This is a genomic window from Roseovarius confluentis, assembly GCF_002917925.1.
GTDB lineage: Bacteria > Pseudomonadota > Alphaproteobacteria > Rhodobacterales > Rhodobacteraceae > Roseovarius > Roseovarius confluentis.
In genome coordinates this window covers 400,880-423,609 of the sequence record NZ_PPFE01000003.1, presented here as the reverse complement: position 1 = coordinate 423,609, position 22,730 = coordinate 400,880, and the positions used below count along the sequence as shown (strand labels likewise).

General features: G+C 64.4%; 28 protein-coding genes. 15 read left to right on the top strand and 13 right to left on the bottom strand.

The window, feature by feature from the left end:
- The first annotated feature begins 95 nt into the window (after positions 1 to 95).
- The 13 genes from ffh to C2I35_RS10005 all read left to right on the top strand — a co-directional run bounded on the left by ffh (position 96) and on the right by C2I35_RS10005 (position 8,622).
- Complete coding sequence (gene ffh, locus C2I35_RS10060) at positions 96 to 1,598, top strand: signal recognition particle protein (protein ID WP_103763010.1); 1,503 nt, start codon at positions 96 to 98, stop codon at positions 1,596 to 1,598.
- Positions 1,599 to 1,742: 144 nt separating this feature from the next.
- On the top strand, positions 1,743 to 2,312 hold the full coding sequence (locus C2I35_RS10055; RefSeq protein WP_103762896.1) for a GNAT family N-acetyltransferase: 570 nt from the start codon (positions 1,743 to 1,745) through the stop codon (positions 2,310 to 2,312).
- A complete protein-coding gene (locus C2I35_RS10050; RefSeq protein WP_170067173.1) occupies positions 2,309 to 2,851 on the top strand; it encodes a GNAT family N-acetyltransferase in 543 nt (180 codons plus the stop codon). Before C2I35_RS10055 ends, C2I35_RS10050 begins: the two co-directional genes overlap by 4 nt.
- Before the next feature lies 1 nt (position 2,852).
- Positions 2,853 to 3,458, top strand: a complete 606-nt coding sequence (locus C2I35_RS10045) for a GNAT family N-acetyltransferase (protein ID WP_103762895.1) — start codon at positions 2,853 to 2,855, stop codon at positions 3,456 to 3,458.
- A complete protein-coding gene (locus C2I35_RS10040) occupies positions 3,451 to 3,750 on the top strand; it encodes a chorismate mutase (RefSeq protein WP_103762894.1) in 300 nt (99 codons plus the stop codon). Before C2I35_RS10045 ends, C2I35_RS10040 begins: the two co-directional genes overlap by 8 nt.
- An 80-nt stretch (positions 3,751 to 3,830) precedes the next feature.
- Positions 3,831 to 4,247, top strand: coding sequence for a 30S ribosomal protein S16 (gene rpsP / locus C2I35_RS10035; RefSeq protein WP_103762893.1), 417 nt, complete (start codon positions 3,831 to 3,833; stop codon positions 4,245 to 4,247).
- A gap of 94 nt (positions 4,248 to 4,341) precedes the next feature.
- A complete protein-coding gene (locus C2I35_RS22135) occupies positions 4,342 to 4,491 on the top strand; it encodes a hypothetical protein (protein WP_170067172.1) in 150 nt (49 codons plus the stop codon).
- Positions 4,488 to 4,994 (top strand): ribosome maturation factor RimM, encoded by a 507-nt coding sequence (rimM, locus tag C2I35_RS10030; RefSeq protein ID WP_103762892.1) that lies wholly within the window; start codon positions 4,488 to 4,490, stop codon positions 4,992 to 4,994. The genes C2I35_RS22135 and rimM overlap by 4 nt, the downstream gene beginning before the upstream one ends.
- Before the next feature lie 2 nt (positions 4,995 to 4,996).
- Complete coding sequence (locus C2I35_RS10025) at positions 4,997 to 5,812, top strand: hypothetical protein (protein WP_103762891.1); 816 nt, start codon at positions 4,997 to 4,999, stop codon at positions 5,810 to 5,812.
- Positions 5,813 to 5,843: 31 nt separating this feature from the next.
- The gene (trmD, locus tag C2I35_RS10020; protein WP_103762890.1) at positions 5,844 to 6,641 is read left to right on the top strand and encodes a tRNA (guanosine(37)-N1)-methyltransferase TrmD; all 798 of its coding nucleotides are present in this window, start codon (positions 5,844 to 5,846) and stop codon (positions 6,639 to 6,641) included.
- A 354-nt stretch (positions 6,642 to 6,995) separates the two neighbouring features.
- Positions 6,996 to 7,379 carry a 50S ribosomal protein L19 gene (gene rplS / locus C2I35_RS10015; RefSeq protein ID WP_103762889.1) on the top strand — a complete coding sequence of 128 codons (384 nt, stop codon included), beginning with the start codon at positions 6,996 to 6,998 and terminating at the stop codon, positions 7,377 to 7,379.
- A 12-nt stretch (positions 7,380 to 7,391) separates the two neighbouring features.
- Positions 7,392 to 7,613, top strand: a complete 222-nt coding sequence (gene rpmE, locus C2I35_RS10010; protein ID WP_103762888.1) for a 50S ribosomal protein L31 — start codon at positions 7,392 to 7,394, stop codon at positions 7,611 to 7,613.
- A 199-nt stretch (positions 7,614 to 7,812) separates the two neighbouring features.
- Positions 7,813 to 8,622 (top strand): division plane positioning ATPase MipZ, encoded by an 810-nt coding sequence (locus C2I35_RS10005; RefSeq protein WP_103762887.1) that lies wholly within the window; start codon positions 7,813 to 7,815, stop codon positions 8,620 to 8,622.
- A gap of 108 nt (positions 8,623 to 8,730) precedes the next feature.
- Here the strand turns inward: C2I35_RS10005 and C2I35_RS10000 are convergent, their stop codons facing one another.
- The 3 genes from C2I35_RS10000 to C2I35_RS09990 all read right to left on the bottom strand — a co-directional run bounded on the left by C2I35_RS10000 (position 8,731) and on the right by C2I35_RS09990 (position 11,052).
- Positions 8,731 to 9,399 carry an MBL fold metallo-hydrolase gene (locus tag C2I35_RS10000; RefSeq protein ID WP_103762886.1) on the bottom strand — a complete coding sequence of 223 codons (669 nt, stop codon included), beginning with the start codon at positions 9,397 to 9,399 and terminating at the stop codon, positions 8,731 to 8,733.
- 136 nt (positions 9,400 to 9,535) lie between these two features.
- Complete coding sequence (locus C2I35_RS09995) at positions 9,536 to 10,198, bottom strand: 5-formyltetrahydrofolate cyclo-ligase (protein ID WP_103762885.1); 663 nt, start codon at positions 10,196 to 10,198, stop codon at positions 9,536 to 9,538.
- The gene (locus tag C2I35_RS09990; RefSeq protein WP_103762884.1) at positions 10,195 to 11,052 is read right to left on the bottom strand and encodes a DMT family transporter; all 858 of its coding nucleotides are present in this window, start codon (positions 11,050 to 11,052) and stop codon (positions 10,195 to 10,197) included. The genes C2I35_RS09995 and C2I35_RS09990 overlap by 4 nt, the downstream gene beginning before the upstream one ends.
- Before the next feature lie 261 nt (positions 11,053 to 11,313).
- On the opposite strand from C2I35_RS09990, the gene C2I35_RS09985 reads away from it, so the two are divergent.
- Positions 11,314 to 11,781, top strand: a complete 468-nt coding sequence (locus C2I35_RS09985) for a GNAT family N-acetyltransferase (RefSeq protein ID WP_103762883.1) — start codon at positions 11,314 to 11,316, stop codon at positions 11,779 to 11,781.
- A 233-nt stretch (positions 11,782 to 12,014) separates the two neighbouring features.
- Here C2I35_RS09985 and C2I35_RS09980 read toward each other — a convergent pair whose 3' ends face one another.
- Entirely contained in the window at positions 12,015 to 13,235 is a 1,221-nt protein-coding gene (locus C2I35_RS09980; protein WP_103763008.1) for a phenylacetate--CoA ligase family protein, read from the bottom strand.
- A gap of 128 nt (positions 13,236 to 13,363) precedes the next feature.
- On the opposite strand from C2I35_RS09980, the gene C2I35_RS09975 reads away from it, so the two are divergent.
- Positions 13,364 to 14,215, top strand: coding sequence for a hypothetical protein (locus tag C2I35_RS09975; RefSeq protein ID WP_103762882.1), 852 nt, complete (start codon positions 13,364 to 13,366; stop codon positions 14,213 to 14,215).
- A 50-nt stretch (positions 14,216 to 14,265) separates the two neighbouring features.
- Here the strand turns inward: C2I35_RS09975 and C2I35_RS09970 are convergent, their stop codons facing one another.
- From C2I35_RS09970 to C2I35_RS09930, 9 genes are all read right to left on the bottom strand, one after another.
- A complete protein-coding gene (locus tag C2I35_RS09970) occupies positions 14,266 to 14,853 on the bottom strand; it encodes a hypothetical protein (RefSeq protein WP_103762881.1) in 588 nt (195 codons plus the stop codon).
- On the bottom strand, positions 14,850 to 15,677 hold the full coding sequence (locus C2I35_RS09965) for an ABC transporter ATP-binding protein (RefSeq protein ID WP_103762880.1): 828 nt from the start codon (positions 15,675 to 15,677) through the stop codon (positions 14,850 to 14,852). The genes C2I35_RS09970 and C2I35_RS09965 overlap by 4 nt, the downstream gene beginning before the upstream one ends.
- 119 nt (positions 15,678 to 15,796) lie before the next feature.
- Positions 15,797 to 17,077, bottom strand: coding sequence for an ABC transporter substrate-binding protein (locus tag C2I35_RS09960; protein WP_103762879.1), 1,281 nt, complete (start codon positions 17,075 to 17,077; stop codon positions 15,797 to 15,799).
- Positions 17,078 to 17,171: 94 nt separating this feature from the next.
- Positions 17,172 to 18,248, bottom strand: coding sequence for a branched-chain amino acid ABC transporter permease (locus C2I35_RS09955; RefSeq protein ID WP_103762878.1), 1,077 nt, complete (start codon positions 18,246 to 18,248; stop codon positions 17,172 to 17,174).
- A 39-nt stretch (positions 18,249 to 18,287) separates the two neighbouring features.
- Positions 18,288 to 18,536 (bottom strand): hypothetical protein, encoded by a 249-nt coding sequence (locus C2I35_RS09950; RefSeq protein WP_103762877.1) that lies wholly within the window; start codon positions 18,534 to 18,536, stop codon positions 18,288 to 18,290.
- Positions 18,533 to 18,745 (bottom strand): hypothetical protein, encoded by a 213-nt coding sequence (locus C2I35_RS09945; protein ID WP_103762876.1) that lies wholly within the window; start codon positions 18,743 to 18,745, stop codon positions 18,533 to 18,535. Before C2I35_RS09945 ends, C2I35_RS09950 begins: the two co-directional genes overlap by 4 nt.
- A gap of 3 nt (positions 18,746 to 18,748) precedes the next feature.
- The gene (locus tag C2I35_RS09940; protein ID WP_103762875.1) at positions 18,749 to 19,738 is read right to left on the bottom strand and encodes a branched-chain amino acid ABC transporter permease; all 990 of its coding nucleotides are present in this window, start codon (positions 19,736 to 19,738) and stop codon (positions 18,749 to 18,751) included.
- Positions 19,739 to 19,818: 80 nt separating this feature from the next.
- Positions 19,819 to 20,637, bottom strand: coding sequence for an ABC transporter ATP-binding protein (locus tag C2I35_RS09935; protein WP_103762874.1), 819 nt, complete (start codon positions 20,635 to 20,637; stop codon positions 19,819 to 19,821).
- Positions 20,638 to 20,701: 64 nt separating this feature from the next.
- Positions 20,702 to 22,675: an AMP-binding protein gene (locus C2I35_RS09930; protein ID WP_103762873.1), complete on the bottom strand. Its 1,974-nt coding sequence runs from the start codon at positions 22,673 to 22,675 to the stop codon at positions 20,702 to 20,704.
- Positions 22,676 to 22,730: the final 55 nt, after the last annotated feature.

Sequence of the window (22,730 nt, the reverse complement as noted above, 5' to 3'; positions counted from 1 at the left end):
CCACCAGCGAGTTTCGCCCGTGGGGGCGTTTATCGTTTGAACCGTCATCCCTATGTTGGGACGACATGACAGAAACCGGCGAAGGAGGCCGAGGCATGTTTGAAAATCTTTCCGAACGTCTCTCCGGCGTCTTCGACCGGCTGACGAAACAGGGCGCCCTTTCCGAAGAGGACGTCAAGACCGCCCTGCGCGAGGTCCGCGTCGCCCTTCTGGAGGCCGACGTCTCGCTCCCCGTCGCCCGGGACTTCGTCAAGCGCGTGCAGGATCAGGCCACCGGCCAGGCCGTCACCCGCTCCGTCACCCCCGGGCAGCAGGTCGTCAAGATCGTCCACGACGCGCTGGTCGACACGCTCACCGGGTCCGAGGACCCCGGCGCGCTGAAAATCGACAACCCGCCTGCCCCGATCCTCATGGTCGGCCTGCAAGGCTCGGGCAAGACCACCACCACCGCCAAGCTCGCCAAGCGCCTCAAGGACCGCGACGGCAAGCGCGTGCTGATGGCCTCGCTCGACGTCAACCGCCCCGCGGCCATGGAACAGCTCGAAATCCTCGGCCGCCAGATCGGCGTCGACACGCTCCCCATCGTCAAGGGCGAGGACCCGGTCACCATCGCCAAGCGCGCCAAGACGCAGGCGGGCCTCGGTGGCTACGACGTCTACATGCTCGACACCGCCGGCCGCCTGCATATCGACCAGGAGCTGATCGCCCAGGCGGCGGCAGTCCGCGACGTCGCCAACCCGCGCGAAACGCTTCTGGTGGTCGACGGCCTGACGGGTCAGGACGCCGTCAACGTCGCCACCGAGTTCGACGACAAGATCGGCGTCTCCGGCGTGGTGCTCACCCGGATGGACGGCGACGGCCGCGGCGGCGCCGCCTTGTCGATGCGCGCCGTCACCGGCAAACCCATCCGCTTCGTCGGCCTGGGCGAAAAGATGGACGCCATCGAAACCTTCGAGCCCGAACGCATCGCGGGCCGCATCCTCGGCATGGGCGACATCGTCTCCCTCGTCGAGAAAGCGCAGGAAACCATCGAGGCCGAACAGGCCGAAAAGATGATGCGCCGCTTCCAGAAGGGTCAGTTCAACATGAACGACCTCAAGATGCAGCTTGAACAGATGCAAAAGATGGGCGGCATGGAAGGCGTGATGGGCATGATGCCCGGCATGGGCAAGATGGCCAAGCAGATGGAAGGTGCTGGCATCGACGACAAGGTCATCGCCCACCAAATCGCGCTGGTCAATTCCATGACCAAGAAGGAACGCGCCAACCCCAAGCTCCTGCAGGCGTCGCGGAAGAAGCGCATCGCGCAGGGCGCGGGGCTGGAAGTCTCCGAGCTCAACAAGCTTCTGAAAATGCAACGCCAGATGGGCGACATGATGAAGAAGATGGGCAAGGGCGGCATGCTGAAACAGGCCATGAAAGGCATGTTCGGCAAAGGCGGTCCCTCGCCCGAGGACATGGCCCAGGGCATGGACCCCAAGGCGCTCGAACAGGCCGCCAAGCAGATGGGCAAGGGCATGCCCGGCGGCGGTTTTCCCGGCATGGGCGGCGGCGCGCAATTGCCCCCCGGTCTCTCCGGCTTCGGGAAAAAGAAATAATCCCATGGCTTTTTCTTGCCCCAAATACTCAATCCGGCCCCTGCCGTCCGCGCCCCGGCCCGCCCCGGCGCGTCACGGCGCAGCCCGTTGCATAAGAGCCGCGCGGCAGCGCGTCCTTTTGGCCAGACCCACGGCAGGTGCCGCATGACCCTCCGTCTCGACATCCCCCGGATCGAGACCGACCGCCTCGTCCTGCGCGGCCCCGAAGCCAGCGATTTCGAACCGCTGGCCGGGTTCCTGCTGGACCGCGAGCGTTCCTGGGGCTTCGGCACGGAAAAGAACATGTCCCGCGCCTGGCGCTGGTTCGCCATGTCCATCGGCCACTGGGCGCTGCACGGCTTCGGCTATTTCACCATGGAGTGGAAGGAAACGGGCCAGCCCTGCGGCATCACCGGCATCTGGGCGCCCGAGGGCTGGCCCGAGCCGGAACTCGGCTGGGTCGTCTATGACGGGTTCGAGGGCCGCGGCATCGCCTATGAAGGCGCCGAACGCGCCCGGCGCTGGGCCTATCAGGATCTGGGCCTCACGACGCTCACCTCCAACATCGTGCCCGGCAACACGCGCTCCATCGCGCTGGCCGAACGCCTCGGCGCGCAGTACGAGACGACCTACCAGAATGTCGAGATGGGCGAGGATTACCTCTACCGTCACCCCGGCCCGTCCGAACTGGGCCTCGACTGCGACGCCGACGGCTCCCCCGAGGCCTACGCATGAAGATCACCGTCGACATCCCTGTCATCGAGACCGGTGACCTGGTCCTGCGCGGCTACCGGGACTCCGATTTCGAGGCCTTCGCCGCCTTCGGCAGGTCTCCCCGCGCGTCCTATGTCGGCGGTCCGCACACCCGTTGGGACAGCTGGCGCGCCTTCATGGCCGGGATCGGCCACTGGGCCCTGCGCGGCTACGGCATGTGGATGATCGAACACCGCGACTCCCGTCAGGTCGCAGGCCGCGTCGGCATGATCCTCAACGATGGCTGGAACGAGCCCGAACTCGGCTGGCACATCTACGACGGGTTCGAAGGCAAGGGCCTGGCCTGTCAGGCCGCCCTCGCCGCGCGCGACCACGCGGCACGCCATTTCGGCCTCGACGGCGTGATCTCCTATATCGACGCCTCCAATACCCGCTCGCTCCGCCTCGCCGAACGCCTCGGCGCACAGTACGAACGCGATGGCACCGTCGTCGGCACCCCCTGCCAGGTCTGGCGCCACCCCCGCGTGGCCCAGCCCACCGCGCAACCGGCGGAGGCCTGACATGGGCCACCGCGACATCCCCGTGCTCGAGACCGGACGCCTCGTCCTGCGCGGTCCCGAGGCGACGGATTACCCCGACTTCAAGGCGACCTTCGCCTCCTACCGGTCACGCTTCATGGGCGGCCCGCTCAACCCTTACGAGGCGTGGATGCTCTACGCCGCCGAGATCGGCCACTGGGAAATCCGCGGCTATGGCATGTGGATGATCCACCTGCGCGACACCGGCGAGACCGTGGGCATGGCCGGCGGCTGGTTCCCCGCCAAGTGGCCGGAACGTGAAATCGCCTGGATCATCTGGCCCGACAAGGCCGGCAAGGGCTACGCGCTCGAAGCCACGCACAAGGTCAGGGATCACCTCTTCACCACCGCCGGCTGGGACAGCGCGGTCAGCTATATCGACCCCAAGAACCTCGATTCCATCCGCCTTGCCGAACGGCTGGGCTGCACCAAGGACCACGCGGCCCCCAGCATTGACGGCTCCGACGCGGTCTACCGTCACCCGTCGCCCGCCACCCTGAAATCCGGCCAGATCCGCGACGGGATCGAGCTGGAAATCGGCCATTACCGCGACCCGCTCTTCAAACCGAAGGGGATGCCCATTGACTGATGCAACGACCAACCGCGCCGCGGCCCTTCTGAAAGGGCACCGCGAAAGCATCGACCGTCTCGATGCCATCCTCGTCTACACCTTGGGCGAGCGGTTCAAGCACACCCAGGCCGTGGGTGCGCTCAAGGCCGAACACGACCTTCCCCCGTCCGATCCCGCCCGCGAGGCGGCCCAGATCGCGCGGCTCGAAGACCTGGCGCACCGCGCCGACCTCGACCCGGAATTCGCCAAGAAATTCCTCAACTTCATCATCGCTGAAGTCATTCAGCACCATAAGCAACACCAGACCTGACGCGGGGTCCTCCCGCCAGACCAACCGTAGGGTGGGGTTCCACCCCACCAAACAAACGCCATACTAAAGGAGAAACACCAATGGCCATGAAAATCCGCCTTGCCCGTGGTGGCAGCAAGAAACGCCCCCATTATTCGATTGTCGCCGCCGACAGCCGCATGCCGCGCGACGGCCGCTTCATCGAGAAGCTGGGCACCTACAACCCGCTTCTGCCCAAGGACAGCGAAGACCGCGTCAAGATGAACATGGAGCGCGTGCAGCACTGGCTGGACCACGGCGCACAACCCTCCGACCGCGTCTCGCGCTTCCTCGAAGCCGCCGGCGTGCTGGAAAAGAAAGAGCGCGCCAACATGAAGAAGGCCGAGCCGGGCCAGAAAGCCAAAGAGCGCGCCGAAGAGAAAGCCGCCAAGGCCGCCGAAGCGGCTGAAGCCGCCAACGCTCCGGCCGAGGAAGCCCCGGCTGAAGAGGCCGCCGCGGAAGAAACCAGCGAAAGCTGATCCGCCCGCCGCTTTCGGCGCAAAGAAAACCGTGCCGCCCCCGCGACCGTCGCCCGGGGCGGCACGCAACGCTTTCGCTTTCGGGACATCCCAAATGTTCGGCCTCATTCGCCTTGTCGTTCTCAGTTCGCTGACCTTCGTCGCGGGCGTCTTCTTTGAACGCCACAACGTGTCCGAGGCCTGCACGGCACGGGGTGGCCTGTCCATCGACGGGCTATGTCTGGTCACGGAGGGCCTGCAATGACCGACCGTATCTGCATAGGCGCCGTCGCCGGCGCATTCGGCGTCCGGGGCGAGTTGCGGCTGAAATCCTTCACCGCCACGCCCGAGGATATCGCCACCTATGGCCCCGTCACCTCCGAGGATGGCGCACAAAGCTTCACCATCACCCTCACCGGCCAGACCACCAAGGGGGCCCTGATCGCCCGCCTCTCCGGCGTCGCCACCAAGGAACAGGCCGAAGCCCTGCGCGGCCTGCGCCTGTTCGTGGACCGCGACCGCCTGCCCAACCTGCCGGACGACGAATACTACCACGCCGACCTCATCGGGCTGGAAGTCTTCGACACCGGCGGCGCGTCGCTGGGCCGGGTCAAGTCGGTCCTGAACCACGGCGCGTCGGACATCCTCGAAATCCACGGGCCGGGGCTCAAGTCCACCGTCCTGCTGCCCTTCACGCTCGAGGCCGTGCCCACCGTCGATCTCGCCTCAGGCCGCATCATCGCCGACCCGCCCGAGGGGCTCTTCTGAGCATGCCGCGCATCCTGCTGCATCCGGGCTTTCACAAGACAGGCACGTCCTCCCTGCAACGCGGCGCGGCGCAAGTGCAGCGCGCCCTGCGCCCCCACCTGCGGCTGATCTTCACCCATGACCTCATCGAGGCCACGCGCATGGCCAAACGCTTCTCGGCCTACCGGGACCAGTCCGACCTGCGCCGCTTTGCCGAAGCCTTCACCGCCACGATCCGTGACACCGACCCGGACGAGCCCCGTGCGCTGATGATCACCTCCGAGGATCTCTGCGGCTACATCCCCGGCAATCACGGCGTCACCAGCTACGCCGCCGCGGCGCCGCTCATGAATGTCGCCACCGCCGTGCTCGCCGCTCATTTCGGCCCCGAAGCCCCGATCGGCGTGCTGTTCACCACGCGCGCGCCCCGCGACTGGCAGCGCAGCGTCTGGTGGCAGAACTTGCGCGCCCTGCGCGTGACCGAGGATTTCGAGACCTACCGCACCCACCTCTCCAGCGCCGCCGCCCTCGACACCATCGTCGACAGCGTCGACGAACGTGTCCGCCACCGCGCCACCGTGCTCGACGCGCCGATCGAAGAGTGCGGCACCGATCCGCTCGGCCCGCTCGGCGTGGCGCTCGACCATCTCGACGTGCCCCGCGACGGCCTCGCGCCCCTGCCCGCCCATAACGTCCAGCCCGACGGTGCCGCCGAGGAACTGCTGGCGCTCAATCGCTCCGCGCTGTCCGACGCCGAGCTGTCCGAGGCCAAGCGCGCCGTGCTCAAACGCTACCGCGCCGCCGGTGCCACGCGCCAGACGCGGACCACGCCCGCTTGACGCGGCCCGGGTTTGCACCGCACATAGCCCCATGTCCGACACCGCCTCGAAATCCCACGGCCGCAAGTCGATCACCGCGTCGCTCAAACCGCGCAGCCTGATGGACGGCCCCGAACGCCTCGCCCGCGCGTGGTCGGCGCAGGTCATCACCCTGCTGCCCGACGCGTTCCCCGGCATCCTGGGGCACAGCCTCACCGGCAAGGCGCTGAAGGACGGCCTCTGGCAACTCGACGCCATCGACCTGCGCCAGTTCGGGATCGGCAAGCACCGCAATGTCGACGACACGCCCGCCGGCGGCGGCGCCGGCATGGTGCTGCGGGCCGACGTGATGGGCCGCGCCCTCGACCACGCCCTGCCCCGGGCGCCCAAAGGCGCGCCGCTGGTCTATCTCAGCCCGCGCGGTACGCCCTTCACGCAAGCGATGGCCCGCGACTGGGCCACCCGCCCAGGCGTGACCATGATCTGCGGCCGTTTCGAAGGGCTCGACCAGCGCGTCATCGACCACTACGACATTCAAGAGGTCTCGCTCGGCGATTTCGTCCTCACCGGCGGCGACCTCGCCGCGCAGGCGATGATCGACGCGACCGTCCGCCTTCTGCCCGGCGTGCTGGGCAATGAAAGCTCGACCGAGGAAGAAAGCTTCTCCGACGGCCTGCTCGAACACCCCCAATATACCCGCCCCGCCGAATGGCAGGGCCGCAAGATCCCGGATGTGCTCATGTCCGGCCACCACGGCGAAATCGCCAAGTGGCGGCGCGCCATGTCCGAGGAAACGACGAAAGGACGACGCCCTGACCTTTGGGCCAACTTTCCCAAGCGCAACGACTGACCCTCGCGCCAGCGGAATTTGCGCAAATTCCGCGACAGAAAATACGTATTTTCTATCGCGTTTTCTGCGCAGAGAACGGTCCCGCCCCGCGCGCAACACTACTCTTGATCGACACTCCGTTTCCCCCTATACACCGCCCGTCCGGGGCTCTTTTGAGTCGTCCGGACCTGTTTGTTTGGCACAAGGGCCCGCTTTCTTCGGCTCCCACCCGCCCGGCACACAGCGCAGAGACAAAAGACATGACGACCTGACCTCCGGCGGGCACTTCCAAGTGGACCCGATAGAAGACCAGGAGCTCTCAAGGCCGCGCATCACCTTTGCGGGACAACCGCAAGCAACATAGGAGTGGATCAGATGGACCTGATCGCTGAAATCGAGGCGGAACAAATCGCCGAACTGGGGAAAACCATCCCCGACTTCAAAGCCGGCGACACCGTGCGCGTCGGCTTCAAGGTGACCGAAGGCACACGTAGCCGGGTGCAGAACTTCGAAGGCGTCTGCATCAGCCGCAAGAACGGCGAAGGCATCGCCGGCTCGTTCACCATTCGCAAGATTTCCTTCGGTGAAGGCGTGGAACGGGTGTTCCCGCTCTACTCGACCAACATCGACAGCATCGAAGTCGTGCGCCGTGGCCGCGTCCGCCGCGCCAAGCTCTATTACCTGCGCCAGCGCCGCGGCAAGTCGGCCCGGATCGCAGAAGACACCACCTACAAGCCCAAGTCGGGCGCAAACGCGTAAGGAGCGGACCAGATGAAAAAAGATCTGCACCCCGATTATCACTTCATCGACGTGAAGATGACCGACGGCACCGTCGTCCAGATGCGCTCGACCTGGGGCAGCGAAGGCGACACCCTGTCGCTCGACGTCGACCCCTCAGTGCACCCCGCCTGGACCGGCGGCGGCACCCGCCTGATGGATTCCGGCGGCCGCGTGTCGAAGTTCAAGAACAAGTACGCCGGCCTCGGCTTCTAAGCCACCCGCGTCCGCGACATCGAAACGCCGCTCCACCCGGGGCGGCGTTTTTCGTTTGGGGCCCCGGCATGGCGCAAATGCAATATTTCGGCGCGATCGTCTCAAACCGGCTTCAACCGGCCGGCCATACACCATAAAGTAGCGTCCAAACCTGCAAGGCAGTTCGCCGGGTCAAAAAGCGGGGCAAAGGGGCACGGGCATGGCACATATAATCGTCGTCGGAAACGAAAAGGGCGGGGCGGGCAAATCAACCGTCTCGATGCATGTGGCCACGGCCCTCGCCCGGATGGGGTACAACGTCAGCGCGCTCGACCTTGACCTGCGGCAAAAGACCTTTGGGCGCTACGCTCACAACCGCACGGCCTATCTCGAAAAAGCCGGACTCGAGCTGCCCGGCCCGCATTACCACGACCTGCCCGAGGTCGACGCCGACAAGCTGAAACCCGGCGAGAACGTCTATGACCGCCGGCTCTCGGCGGCGGTGGCGCAACTCGAACCCGACAGCGACTTCATCATCATCGACTGCCCCGGCTCGCACACACGGCTCAGCCAGGTGGCACACTCGCTTGCCGATACCCTGATCACGCCGCTGAACGACAGCTTCGTCGATTTCGACCTCCTCGCCCATGTCGACACCGACGGGCTGAAGATCCTCGGCCCCTCGGTCTATTCCGAGATGGTCTGGAACGCGCGGCAGCTGCGCGCGCAGGCGGGTCTGAAACCGATCGACTGGATCGTCGTGCGCAACCGCCTCGGTGCGCAGCAGATGGTGAACAAGGAAAAGATGGGCGCGGCGCTGGAAAACCTCGCCAAGCGCATCGGATTTCGCACCGCCCCCGGCTTCAACGAACGCGTCATTTTCCGCGAGCTTTTCCCGCGCGGCCTGACCCTCCTGGACCTCAAGGATATCGGCGTGAAGGGGCTCAACATCTCCAACGTCGCCGCCCGTCAGGAACTGCGTGACCTGGTCAAGGCCCTGAACCTGCCCGGCGTGACGGTCGATTTCTGACGGCGCCCGGCTCGGGCGCCGGATTCAGAGTATTTACGGCAAGAAAAAGCAGCGCGACCTCACAGCCAGCTTCAAGCCCAACGCATACGCTTGCACTCCCGGTTTCAATCAGGCGTTTTCACCGCGTTCAAGGCGTCGTCGTATCGCGTCGAGATGGCTTCGCGCCTGTTTGGGGGAGACTCCGTATCCATAGGGCTCCCCCTCCTCGACACCCCAAGGCACCAGCACGTCGAACGTCACATCCATCAGCAGCGAGAGGCTTGCGATATAGGCCGCGCGGTCGCTGTCGCCCAGCAGCACGGCCTTCCATTCACCGCCCTGCACCCAGATCGAATCTCCCGGGAACAGCAGACGTAGGTCGCCACTGTCCCAGAGAAATGCCGTGGTGCCGGGCGTGTGACCGGGGGTCGGGATGATTTCAAGATCGTCACCGAGCCTCTGCCGGTCGGAAAAGGTGCCTGCAAGTGGCATATCGGTCCGGCCTTCATCCTCTGCGTGGACATAGGCCGGGGCCTCCAGATCCGGAGCGCCGAACATCGCTTCGTGCTGGTGGTTCAGCAGCAACCGTTCGATCGGGCCAAGGGCGCGGATATCCGTCGCCGCCGCGTCGATGCCCGGTGAATTGTAAAGGATAACGTGGCCTTGCGGTCGCTCCAGCACAAAGGATCGCACCACGACACCTTTCAGGAAGGGCAGAGGCGCGACGGGCGTTCCATGCAGGCCCCGGATTGTCGATTGAAGGCCAGTGTTGCCATTGAAGTGCAGATCGTCGGGCATACGCATGTCCTTCCATGGTGTTACAAGTCCAACACTGGAAGAAACCTTTTCGTTTCATGGGACGCGCGCCCGGACTTTTTCTTGCTCAAAATACTCGAATGCCCGGCACCGGCCACGGGAACCACGCTTGCAGCGGTCATTCACCCCGGCGCACATGCGACCCGTCGCCCAGGATCACCTCGTCCATCGGCACGTCCCAGGGCTGCGGAAAGATCGTCTGGACGGGGCAGAAATCATGTCCCACCCCGATCACCCTTGGCCGCGGCGTCAGCGCGGCCAGCGTCATGTCGTAATACCCGCCGCCATTGCCCAGCCGGTAACAGCCATCATCGACCCCCAGCAGCGGCACGATGACGATTTCGGGCGCGACCGGGCGCGCCTCGGCGGGAACCGGAATGTTCCAGATGCCGCGCGTCATCTTCGCGCCGGGCTGCCAAAGATGAAACTGAACCGCGCGGCCCTTTTCCACCACCACCGGCAGCGCCACCTGCGCCCCCGCCGCGCCTGCCCGGCCGAACCACGACCGCAGGTCCAACTCGCCACGGATCGGCCAGTACCCGGCAACCGCCTTGCCCGCCACATCCTCCAGAACGCGGTCAAGCGTCGCCATCACGGCCGCCGCCTGCCGGGCCAGCTCGTCCTGCGACAACTCCTTGCGCAGGGCATAAAGCCGGGCGCGATCGCTCTTGCGAAACTGCGCCACGTCGGCCCGCGTTTGCGCATCCACGACATGGCCGCCCACGACGTCCTGCGCGAAGCAGGGTGCCTCACCACCCGGGTCATCCTCCGCGCCGCTCATCGCCGCCGCCGCAGCGCCACCATGTTCGACACCAGCAGCGCCCCGATCACCACGGCGCCGCCGACGATGGCCCAGCGCCCCGGGTCCTCGCCCACCACGGCCCAGACCAGCAGCGGCGCCAGCACCGATTCCAGCAAGATCAGCAGCGACACCTCCGCCGAGCTGATATAGCGCGGCCCCAACGTGAGAAAGCACGTGGCGACCGCGATGAAGCCCCCGTGCAGCGCAAACAAATGCCATTGCGCCGCGACCGGCACCCACGGCGACACGAAGGGCAGCACCACCAGCCCCGCCCCGATATAGGCTACCGGAATGGCCGGGATCATCGAGACATCCTTCAACTGCCGCACCGCCGTCAGCGCCCCCGCGTAAGAGGCGCAGACGATGACGGCCCAGACGTCGCCCTTCCAGCTGGCAATCTCGTTCTCGCCCGAGCCATAGGCGATGATCGCCAGGCCCACGAAAACCCCCAGCATGGTCAGCACCATGCGCTTGCTGATCCCTTCACCCAGGAAAACCTTGCCGAAGATCGCCGCGAAAACCGGCATCGAGGCAAAGATGAAGACCACGTTCGCCACGCTGGTCTGCGTCACGGCCAGCACGAATCCCGGCGCGGTCGAGCCCATCAGCACGATGTAGATGACGCCCGGCCAGCCGGTGCTGAGCGCGGCACGGGTCGACCCGCGCGGCATGAAGGCCAGCACGCCCACCAGGATGAAAACCCCCGCGGTGATCCCGCGCCAGAAGGCCACGACCAGCGGCTCTGCCTCGATCAGCCGCACGAAAAGAGAGTCGGGCACTACGAACAACACGCCCAGCGTGGTCAGCAGCAGCCCCTTGAGATGCGCATTCATGCGCCTAGCTGCCCGGAATTTGATCAGAATGTAAAGACCGGCGGCGCGGATTTCGCGCCGTCCGGATCGTTGGAGAACAGCAGGACAAGATAATACCGGCTCGCGAAGTTGCCCCCTCCCTTCGCCTTCACCAGCCAAGGCTGCAGGTAGGTGCCGCGATCCGCTCCCCCGGTTGACGCGGGCGGGGCTTATATGTCAGGCGCACGCCTTCATAGAGACATTCCGGTGCATTCGCGCCGAGACCAGCCGAAGGAAGGACCCATGACACTCACACTGCGTCGCAACCACGACCGCGATTTGGCCCCGTTGGCAGATATGCTGCCGAATGCGGATATCCCCCTGCTCAACCCCAATGCAAAAGTGCCCTTCGACGAGATGGAATGGCATCGCAATTGGCTGGGAGAGTCCACGGATGTGTCCTTTTACCTTCAGGATACTTCAGAACGGGACATCGGATTCTTCGCGTTGCGCGAAGGGATCGGACCGGAAGTGCGGCACCTGACCTACGTCTACCTCTCCGAAGAGGTGCGCGGCGGGTCCGGCGCGGAATTGGCCAAGCTCGTCGAGCAGGCGGCCGAGGACCTCGGCGCATTGGTTCTGACCTTGAAAGTGGAAACCGACAACGCTCCGGCGTTCAACGCCTATCTCTCGGCCGGCTACGAGGAACTGTCCCGCCGGCACGGCATGGCAACCATGCGCCTGGATCTGGAAGCGCGCGCCGTCGCGTAGCTGGAGCTGCCAGGACAGGTCGCCTCGAAGGTCGGCAAGGCACGTCGGGCTGATCCGCGTTCGGTGCAAGCCCGACCCTTGGACACCCGCCCTCCGAGGCCAACCTGGCGCGTTACATCGCCAAGGTGCATTGCATTTTGAACGACGCGGCCGACCTGCAGCGAGTGCGCGTTTCCCTAAACACCGCCTTAACCTCAAGCGCACTTTCCGCGCCCTATCCAAAGGCGGCGCCGTCACTCGTAGCTGCGCAAATCCTCGATCACCTTGCCATCGTTGGGCAGGCTGCCCCGGGCCACGACCTCGATCTTGCCCTTCAGCTTCAGCACGTCGCTCACCGTCGCCGCATAGGCCTCGGGCGCGCCGCCATCGGCCTCGATCTGCACGGTCATCACGTCCATCTCGCCTTCGCGGCTGGCCACTACCCGGGCGCGCGCAATCTCTGAATGCTTGGCCACCAGCGCGGCCACCTGTTCGGGCCGCACGAACATGCCCTTGATCTTGGTGGTCTGGTCGGCGCGCCCCATCCAGCCCTTGATCCGCATGTTGGTCCGCCCACAGGGGCTTTCCCCCTCCAGCACCGCGCTCAGGTCGCCGGTGGCAAAGCGGATCAGCGGATAGTCCGGGTTCAGCGTGGTCACCACGACCTCTCCCACTTCGCCGGGCTTCACCGGATCGCCCGTGCCGGGCGTCACGATCTCCACGATAACGCCCTCGTCCACGATCATCCCCTCCTGCGCCGGGCTTTCATAGGCGATGTTGCCCAGATCGGCGGTGGCATAGCATTGCAGGCACTGAATGCCCCGATCCGCATATTCCTTCCGCAGCGACGGAAACAGCGCCCCGCCCCCCACGGCGGCCTTGGTGATGCGCAGGTTCAGCCCCATCTCGTCCGCCTTGTCCAGGATCACCTTCAGGTAATCCGGCGTCCCGGCATAGGCGGTCGTCCCGATGTCATGCGCCGCCTGCACCTGCAGCTCGGTCTGCCCGGTCCCGGCGGGCAGCACCGTCGCCCCGACGGCCCGTGCCCCGTTCTCGAACATCATGCCGGCGGGCGTCAGGTGATAGCCGAAACAGTTCTGCACGATATCCCCCGCGCCGATGCCGCAGGCATGAAGAAACCGCCCCATCCGCCACCAGTCATTCCCCGCGCCGCCCGGCTCGTAAATCGGCCCGGGGCTCTGGAACACATGCGCAAAACCCGAGGCCGTGCCCACCGTCAGCCCGCCAAACGGCGGCGCAGCCTTCTGCGCCTGCCCCAGGTCCGCCTTGCGCAGCACCGGCAAGCGGGCAAGGTCAGCCACGCTCTTGATACCCCCCGGCGCGACCCCCGCCAGCGTATCGCCATAGCCCGCAAGCCCCTGCGCCCGTTCGATCTGCTCGCCCAATGCGCGAGCAATGGCCGATGCGCGGTCCGCGGACTTGCGCGCTTCAAGATCATCGAAATACTGGCTCATGTGCTGGCCCTCCATCGGCCGTTGATCTCGCGACAGCCTGCCCGATGGTCGGACATGCACCGTCGTGTTACTCATTGCATACTATTGTATACGAAATTTTTGCCTGACAGATACAAGAGATTGCTACCATGACCGACACCGATACCGCGCCCGCTCTCGAACGCGCCGCGCTGGATGCGCGCATCACATTTCACGACGACCTGCAGATCATGGAGGTCGACTTCAGAGACGTCCACTTCCCCGACAGCGCCACCGTCAACGCCTTCTACGACCGGCTCGAGGCGCGCATCGCCGCCACCGGCGAGGAAAAGTGGTTCTTCCTCGTGAACCTCAATGGCACCCGTATCGACCCCGCCGCCTGGACGGCCTATTCCCGCCGGGGCCGCGCGCTCAACCTGGCGCATTCCATGGGCTCGGTCCGCTTCGACGCGTCCGAGGAAACCAAGCGCCAGATCCTCCGCGCCGCCAACACCGAGGCGTTCGATCCCAACCTCTTCTCCGACCGCACCGCCGCCATCGCCCGCATCGCCGAGATGCCCAGCACGCGGCGCGCCCGCGTCACGCACGACCCGACCTACACCACCGCCGATTTCGTCCGCCGCATCCGGTTCGATCCCGAGACCGTCATCATGGACGTGGACTTCTCGCATTTCACGTTTCACCACAGCCGCGACGTCAACGATTTCTACGACCACATCGAGGAGCGCATCCGCGCCACCGACCGCCGCTGGTTCTTCCTCGTCAATCTCAACGGCTGCGAGATCCTGCCCGCCGCCTGGGTGCAATACGCCCATCGCGGCAAGCGGCTGAACGAGGCCGCCTCGCTCGGCTCGGCCCGCTACGCCGCCGGGTCGGAAACCGAGGAAGACATCCGCCTGCGCGCCGAATCCCAGGGCTTCCGCCCCAACATCCGCAACACCCGCACCGAGGCTCTGGCCCTGATCGAAGAGATGCGGGCGGAACTGACGAAAGACACCTGAACCGGACCAATCATGGCCCTGCGCCCAATTCGGCATGCGCCCCACCGCGCTCATATCCGGTAGCCGTCCGCGGAAAGGCCGGGCCGCCCGACCGTCCGCTCCAGGCTGTCCCTGACCGCCTCCATCAACGGCGTGCCATAGGGCCAGTTCCACAAGCCCACGCCGAACCCGGCAATGATAAAGCCCCCCTCGGACGCCCAATCATTCACCGATGTCTCGGCCCCGCAGGTTATGCACGTGACAGCCGTGTCCGAAAAATCGGCATCGGCCACCGCATCTCCGATCTCGTTAATCTGATCGTCAAAGGCCTCGGGGTCCTCGTTCGAGATCGACACCTTGCACCGACGACATTCAAGCGTGTCCGTGTTCAACGGACCGAAGTTGAAGATCAGCGACGGGCAGAACTCCGCACCGTTGGTCAGCAGTTCAGAAAACGATCCGAAACGCCCCGCAAGGGCAACGCCCGCCGGCGCCGGTCGATGCACCGGCCCTCTCGGCGCACCAAGAATGGCCTCCGGTTCCCGGTCCTGTCGTATGATACCCTGCCCAACCAAGTCGGCAATCGTGCCGTCAAGCAAGGCGCCAGCGTTCGGCGGCGTCGGTTCCGGGTAGGCGAAGAACCAGACACTGTCGCTCATGAAAGCCACCGCTTGCGGCGGCGATAGCTGCGCACGTCGCGAAAAGACTTGCGCCCCTCGTCCGACATCCCGAGGTAGAATTCCTTCACATCCGGGTTCTCGCGAAGCTCCTTCGCTGGCCCGTCCATCACCACGCGCCCACTTTCCAGGATGTATCCATACTGCGCGAACCGCAGCGCCACGTTGGTGTTCTGCTCCGCCAGCAGGAAGGTATAGCCCTCCTCCTCGTTCAGCGACTTCACGATCCCGAAAATCTGCTCCACCAGCTGCGGCGCCAGCCCCATGCTGGGCTCGTCCAGCAGGATCGTCTCGGGCCGCGACATCAGCGCGCGCCCGATCGCGCACATCTGCTGCTCGCCGCCGGACGTGTATCCCGCCTGGCTCCGTCGCCGCTCCTTCAGGCGCGGAAAATATTCGTACACAAGGTCCAGATCCTTCTCGATCTCCCCCTTGCTCGACCCGCGTGTATAGGCCCCGGTCAGCAGGTTCTCCTCCACCGTCAGGTGCTCGAAGCAATGCCGCCCCTCCATCACCTGGATCACGCCCTTCTTCACCAGCTCCGACGGCACAAGGTCCTGCACCCGCTCGCCACGGTACCGGATGTTGCCCTTGGTGACTTCACCCCGCTCGGACTTCAATAGGTTGGAAATCGCCTTCAGCGTCGTGGTCTTGCCAGCCCCGTTGCCGCCCAGAAGCGCCGTGATCCCGCCCTTCGGCACGCTCAGGCTCACACCCTTCAGCACGAGGATCACGTGATTGTAGATCACCTCGATATTGTTCACCTCAAGCAGGTTTTCCTGCGTCTCGACGGCGGCCTCGGCCATGGCTCAACTCTCCCGCGCTCATCCCGGGGCACAGGCGCGCCCCCGGCTTTCACTGTTCTTCAAATACTCGAAATCCCCCGGCCGCCACCCTGTGCAGCGGCCGGGGAAATAGCGTCAGATCAGCACCCCGGCTCGATGCCGTTCTCCTCGGCAAAGGCGGCCGAGTCCTCTTCCACCAGCGGTTGGATGATCTCCTGGTCCGACTGGTAGTACTCGGTGATCAGGTCGAACTCGCCGGCCTCCGCGTTCCACTGCGACACGGCGCCAAAGCCGTTGCCGCCATGGTTCTCGCACGACACCTTGAACTCGGGGCCAAAGTTCGGAAGGCCAAGCGCGGCCATCTTCTCTTCGGTCATTTCCAGGTTCTCCATGCCGTCGCGCATCTGGGCAGCATTGATCGCGGCGGTGCCATGCATCTCCTGCGCGGTCTTGATCGCCTCGGCGGCCAGCATCGCGGCATACATGCCCCGGTTATAAAGAACCGAGCCGATCTGGTCGCCCGCACCGGCGGCGTTGCCGGTATCCACGACATGCGTCTGGATATCGTCGTAGATCGGGTAATCGGACCCGAGGTTGTGGAAGGTCAGCGCCTTGTATCCATCGGCCCCGGCCCCGGCGGATTTCACGTCGTTCTCCGAGCCGGACCACCAGATACCGATGAAGTTCTCCATCGGGAACCGGATGTTCACGGCTTCCTGGATCGCGACCTGGTTCATCACGCCCCAGCCCCACATGATCACGTAGTCCGGGCGCTGCTGGCGCACCTGCAACCACTGCGACTTCTGCTCCTGGCCCGGATGATCCACCGGCAGCAGCATCAGCTCGTAACCATGCTTCTCCGCCAGCTTCTCCAGCGTCCGGATCGGCTCCTTGCCATAGGCGGAGTTGTGATACACGAGCGCCACTTTCTTGCCGCTCAGGTCGCCGTCATTCTGCTCCGACAGGTGCGTGATCGCCAGCGACGCGCCGTCCCAGTAGTTGGCGGGATAGTTGAACACCCACTTGAACACCTCCCCGGCCTTGGCGCTGGTGCGGCCATAGCCCATCGTGTGAAGCGGGATACCGTCGGCGGTCGCCTTCGGGATCAGCTGATAGGTGATGCCGGTGGACAGCGGCTGATACACCAGCGCGCCTTCGCCCTTGGTCGCCTCGTAGCACTCCACACCCTTCTCGGTGTTGTACCCGGTCTCGCATTCGATCAGGTTGATCATCTCGCCGCCGATGCCGCCGTCACGCTCGTTCAGCAGGGTGAAATAATCCTGGTAGCCATCCGAGAACGGAATGCCGTTCGCAGCATAAGGCCCGGTGCGATAGCTGGTATCGACGATGGTCAGCTCCGCAAGCGCGGGGCTGGCCACCATCGCCACAGCCGCAATCGCTGTCAGCAGTTTCTGTTTCATCGGTTTGATCCTCCCTTGGTATGTCCGATGTCTCGTCATGGGCGTTTTCCTCGCCCAACTCGTAGGGCGGGATTTCATCCCGCCATGCCGCCCCCTAATGCGGGAAGGGCCATAGTCTCAATTTCTCCTTGGCCACCCGCCACAGCTGCGCCAGCCCGTGCGGCTCGGCCACCAGGAATATCACGATCAGCCCGCCCACGATGATGAACTCGAAATGCGCCGCCAGGTCCGTGGGCCAGCCCAGGCCGCCCACCAGCACGTTCTTCAACAGCACCGGCAACAGCACCAGGAACGCCGCCCCGGCGAAGGAGCCGAAGATCGAGCCCAGCCCGCCGATGATGACCATGAACAGCACGAGGAACGACTTGTTGATGCCAAAGACCTCACCCACTTCCACGGCGCCAAGGTAGACGGCAAAGAACAGCGCTCCCGCAATCCCGACGAAAAAGCCCGACACGGCAAAAGCGCTCAGCTTGGCCTTCAGCGGATTGACCCCGATGATCTCGGCAGCGATGTCCATGTCCCGGATCGCCATCCACTGCCGCCCCTGCATACCCCGCGTCAGGTTCCGCGCCACGAGCGCACAAACCACGGTGAACACCAGGCAGAACAGGTACGCGGCCCAGGGCGCGGTCTCGGCCCCCGTGATGGGCACGCCCAGCACCGTCCGCTCCGGCGCGTTGATCTGCCCCGAGGCCGAGTAATTGTAGAACCACCCCACCCGGTTGAAGAGCCACACGAGAAAGAATTGCGCCGCCAGCGTCGCCACCGCCAGGTAGAACCCCTTGATCCGCAGGCTCGGCAGGCCAAAGAGCACGCAGACCCCCGCCGTGATTCCGCCCGAGATGATCACGTGGACAAAAATGCTCACCTCGGGAAACCCGGTCATCAGCTTGTAACAGGCATAGGCCCCCACGGCCATGAACCCCCCGGTCCCCAGGCTCACCTGCCCGCAATAGCCCACAAGTATGTTCAGCCCGATCGCGGCGATCGAATAGATCAGGAACGGCAGGAAGACCGCGTTCACCCAATAGTCGTTGATCACGAAGGGCACGACGGCAAACGCCACCAGCAAGACCGCGTAATAGCGGAACCTGTCGAACTTGATCGGAAAGGTCTGGCTGTCCGCCACGTAGGACGTCTTGAAGTCGCCCGCCTCACGATAAAACATCAGATCTCTCCTCCAGGTACGTCACATGCCCAGGTCCGCTCAAACCGGTTCCGCATCGTCATCCTCCCGCTTCGCCACGCGGTTCGCGGGCCGGGCATAGCCCGTCTCCTCGGCGTGCCGCACCAGCCAGAAATACGCCAGCATCCCCGTGCCGCCGCCCAGCGCCGCCAGGATCGCGGCCACCACCATCTGTCCGCTCTGATCCACGCCCGAGGTCAGCGCCAGGTACCCGAAGGCCCAGAACCCCGACCATGCGACCACGTTCAAGATCGCGATCACCTGTCTCATGTCTTGCCCTCCCCGGCCTTCAGCATATCCGCCTTCAGCGCCGCGAACTTCGCCTGCGCCGCGCCCCAGCTTTCCCCGGCGCGTCCCGCCATCGAAATCTCCGCGCCGCAATTGCCACAGGCAAACGACGCCCCTTCCATCAGCGCCCGCGTCTCTATTGCGATGGGCGTGCCGCAATCCGGGCAGTCTATGCTCTGTTCAAGGCCCATGGCTCACACCCTCTCGATGATCTTCTCGCCGAACAGGCCCTGCGGCCGGAACACCAGGAAGATCAGCGCCAGCACATAGGCAAACCAGATCTCCGTCGCCCCGCCCAGGTAGGGCGCGCCAATGGCGAATTCGAACAGCTTCTCTCCGACGCCGATCAGCAAACCGCCCACGATGGCCCCGGGGATCGAGGTGAAGCCGCCCAGCATCAGCACCGGCAACGCCTTCAGCGCGATCAGCGACAACGAGAACTGCACGCCCGACTTGGTGCCCCACATGATCCCCGCGACCAGCGCGACGAACCCGGCCAGTGACCACACCATCACCCAGATGAAGTTCAACGAAATGCCCACCGACAGCGCCGCCTGGTGGTCATCCGCCACCGCCCGCATCGCGCGGCCCTGCTTGGTGTATTGCGCGAACACGATCAGCGTGAACACCAGCGCGGCCGCGATCACCGTCGCCACGATGTCCAGGTTGTCGATGAAAAAGCCGTATCCGAACCACCCCGCCGTGGTCTCGTCGATCACCTCGTTGATCCCCTGCGGCAGGCCCACATCCATCGTCTTGATATCCGATCCCCACATCATGTCCCCGAACCCTTCGAGGAAATAGGCAAGGCCAATCGTCGCCATGAACAGGATGATCGGCTCCTGGTTCACCAGGTGCTTGAAGATGAAGGTGTTGACCGCCCAGGCCAGCGCAACCATCACCACCATGGTCAGCAGGATCGCCGCCAGCGCCGGCACGTGCCAGCCGAAATGGTGGATTTCCGTGCCGAAGATCGCGTTAATCAGGTGCGAAAACGGCACCTGCCCTTCCATGATCCCCACCAACGTCAGCGCCGCGAACAGCGCCATCACGCCTTGCGCGTAATTGAAGATCCCCGACGCCTTGTAGATCAGCACGAAGCCCAGCGCGACAAGCGCATACAGAACCCCGGCCATAAGGCCGTTCAGGAACACTTCCATCCCGAAAATCAACTGATCAGGCATCTCTCACCTCCGCGCCAAATTTCTTCGAAGAAATTTGACAAAAATTTTCGAAAATTTTTGGCCGCCCGGACCGCCACCGTTCAATCATGCGCCACCCCCAGGTAAGCGTCGATCACCGCCTGGTTGCTGCGCACCTCGTCCGGCGTGCCGTCGCCGATCTTCTTGCCGTAATCCATCACCACGACACGGTCGCTGAGATCCATCACCACGCCCATGTCATGCTCGATCAGCACAATGGTCGTCCCGAACTCGTCATTCACATCAAGGACAAAGCGGCTCATGTCCTCCTTCTCCTCGACGTTCATCCCCGCCATCGGCTCGTCCAGCAGCAGGATCGACGGCTCCGCCGCCAGCGCCCGCGCCAGCTCCACCCGCTTCTTCAACCCATAGGGCAGCCGCCCCACCGGCGTCTTGCGAATGTGCTGGATCTCCAGAAAGTCGATGATCCGCTCCACGAAAGCCCGGTTCTCCACCTCCTCGCGCTCGGCCTTGCCCTTCCAAAACGACTGCGAAAACAGCCCTGATTTCATCTGCCGAATGCGCCCCGTCATCACGTTGTCCAGCACGCTCATCCCCTCGAACAGGGCGATGTTCTGGAACGTCCGTGCAATCCCCTGCTGCGCCACTTGGTAAGGCTTCATCTGCGGGCGCTTTTCGCCCTTGTACCAGACCTCGCCCTCCTGCGGATTGTAGAAGCCCGAGATCACGTTCAGCATCGAGGATTTGCCCGCGCCATTGGGCCCGATGATCGCCCGGATCTCGCCCTCCCGCACGTCAAACGAAATGTCCTGGATCGCCACCACCCCGCCAAACCGCAGCGTGATGTTCTTCATCTCCATCACCACGCCGCCAATCTTGCGGCCATCCTCGGTGGTGTAACCTTCGGTCTGATCAAGCATCAAAACTCTCCCAACGCGAGACGGGATGGCGGGCGGGGCGAAAGCGCAGCTGAGCGTCGTCCCGTCATTCCGCCGCCACCTTCTCCTGCGCCACCGGCACCACCTCGGCATCCACGATCTTCAGCGTGGCCGAAATGCTGCCCTTGCGCCCATCCTCATAGGTGACTTCCGTCGTGGTGAACTTCTCCGTCGAGCCGTCATAAAGCGCCGCCAGCAACTCCTCGAACTTCTCCGAGATCACGCCCCGCCGCACCTTCCGCGTCCGGGTCATCTCGCCATCGTCGGCATCCAGCTCCTTGTGCAGCACCAGGAAGCGATGCACCTGGCAATGCGCCAGCATCGGATCCTCGGCCAAGCTCCGGTTCACCTCTTCCACATGCTCCTTAACCGTCTCCAGCACGCGCGGATGCCCCGCCAGCTCCTGGTAGGAGGCATAGCCGATATTGTTCCGCTCGGCCCAGTTGCCCACGGCATTGAGGTCGATGTTAATGAAGGCCGTGCACTGCTCCCGCCCATTGCCGAACACCACGGCCTCGAGGATGTTGGGATAAAATTTCAGCTTGTTTTCCACGTATTTGGGGGCAAACAGGCTGCCATCGGCCATCTTGCCAACATCCTTGGCCCGGTCGATGATCTTCAGATGCCCGGTCTTGTCGTCGATGAACCCGGCATCGCCCGTCGCGACCCAGCCCTCGGCATCCTTGGTGCTCGCCGTGCTCTCGGCATTCTTGTAGTATTCCTCGAACACCCCGTCGCCGCGATAGAAAACCTCGCCGCTCTCGGCGATCTTCAACTCCACCCCGGGCGCGGCCACGCCCACCGTGTCGCTGTAGACCTCGCCATCGGGCTGCAGCGTGATGAACACCGACGCCTCGGTCTGGCCGTAAAGCTGCTTCAGGTTGATCCCCAGCGAGCGGTAGAAATCGAAGATCTCCGGCCCGATCGCCTCGCCGGCAGTATAGCCCACGCGCACCCGGCCAAAGCCCAGCGTATCCTTCAACGGCCCGTACACCAGCAGCCCGCCGAGGCGGTATTTCAGCCGATCCCATCCACTGACGCTCTTCCCGTCCAGGATCGCCGGCCCCACCTTGCGCGCGTGCTCCATGAAGGTATGGAACAGCCATTGCTTCATCCGGCTGGCATCCTCCATCCGGATCATCACGTTCGTGAGCTGCGTCTCGAACACCCGCGGCGGCGCGAAGTAATATGTCGGCCCGATCTCGCGCAGGTCCACCTGCATCGTGTCCGGGCTCTCCGGGCAGTTCACGCAGAATCCGCACCAATAGGCCTGCCCGATGGAAAAGATGAAATCCCCCACCCACGCCATCGGCAGATAGGCCAGCACCTCCTCGTTCCGCGTCAGGTGATCGAACTCCGAAGACGATTTCGACGCCTCGATGATGTTGCGGTTGGACAGCACCACGCCCTTCGGCTTTCCGGTGGTCCCCGAGGTATACAGCATCACGCAGGTGCTGTCGTAATCCAGGGCATCCCGCCGCGCCTTCAGATCGCCAATGAATTCCTCACGCGCCGCGCGTCCCTGCTCTTGCACGTGGCTATACTGGTGCAGCTTGTGATGATCGTATTTCCGCAGACCGCGGGGATCGACATAAATGATATGTTCGAACAGGTGCAGCTCATCCTGGATATCGATGATCTTGTCGACCTGCTCCTGGTCCTCGACGATGGCGAACCGCGCGCCGCAATGGTCCAGAACATAGGCCATCTCGTCGCTGGCACTGTCCTGGTAGACTGGCACCGGGATCGCGCCCACCGATTGCGCGGCGACCATCGACCAGTAGAAATAGGGCCGGTTGCGCCCGATAACGGCAACGAAATCGCCCTTGTTCACGCCAAGCGTCAACAGCCCCAGCGCCAGCGCCTCGATCTCCTGCTCCGCCTCGGCCCAGGTCCAGCTTTGCCAGATCCCGTATTCCTTCTCCCGGTAGGCGGGTTTGGCTCCGAACTGCGCGGCGTTGCGCTGCAAAAGGGCCGGAATGGACGAAAGCCCATCCGCGCCTCTCGACGACTGTGCCAAATTTTGTCCTCCCTTTGTCCGCTCTCTCCCGCGAACAGACCGCGCCCCACGGCGG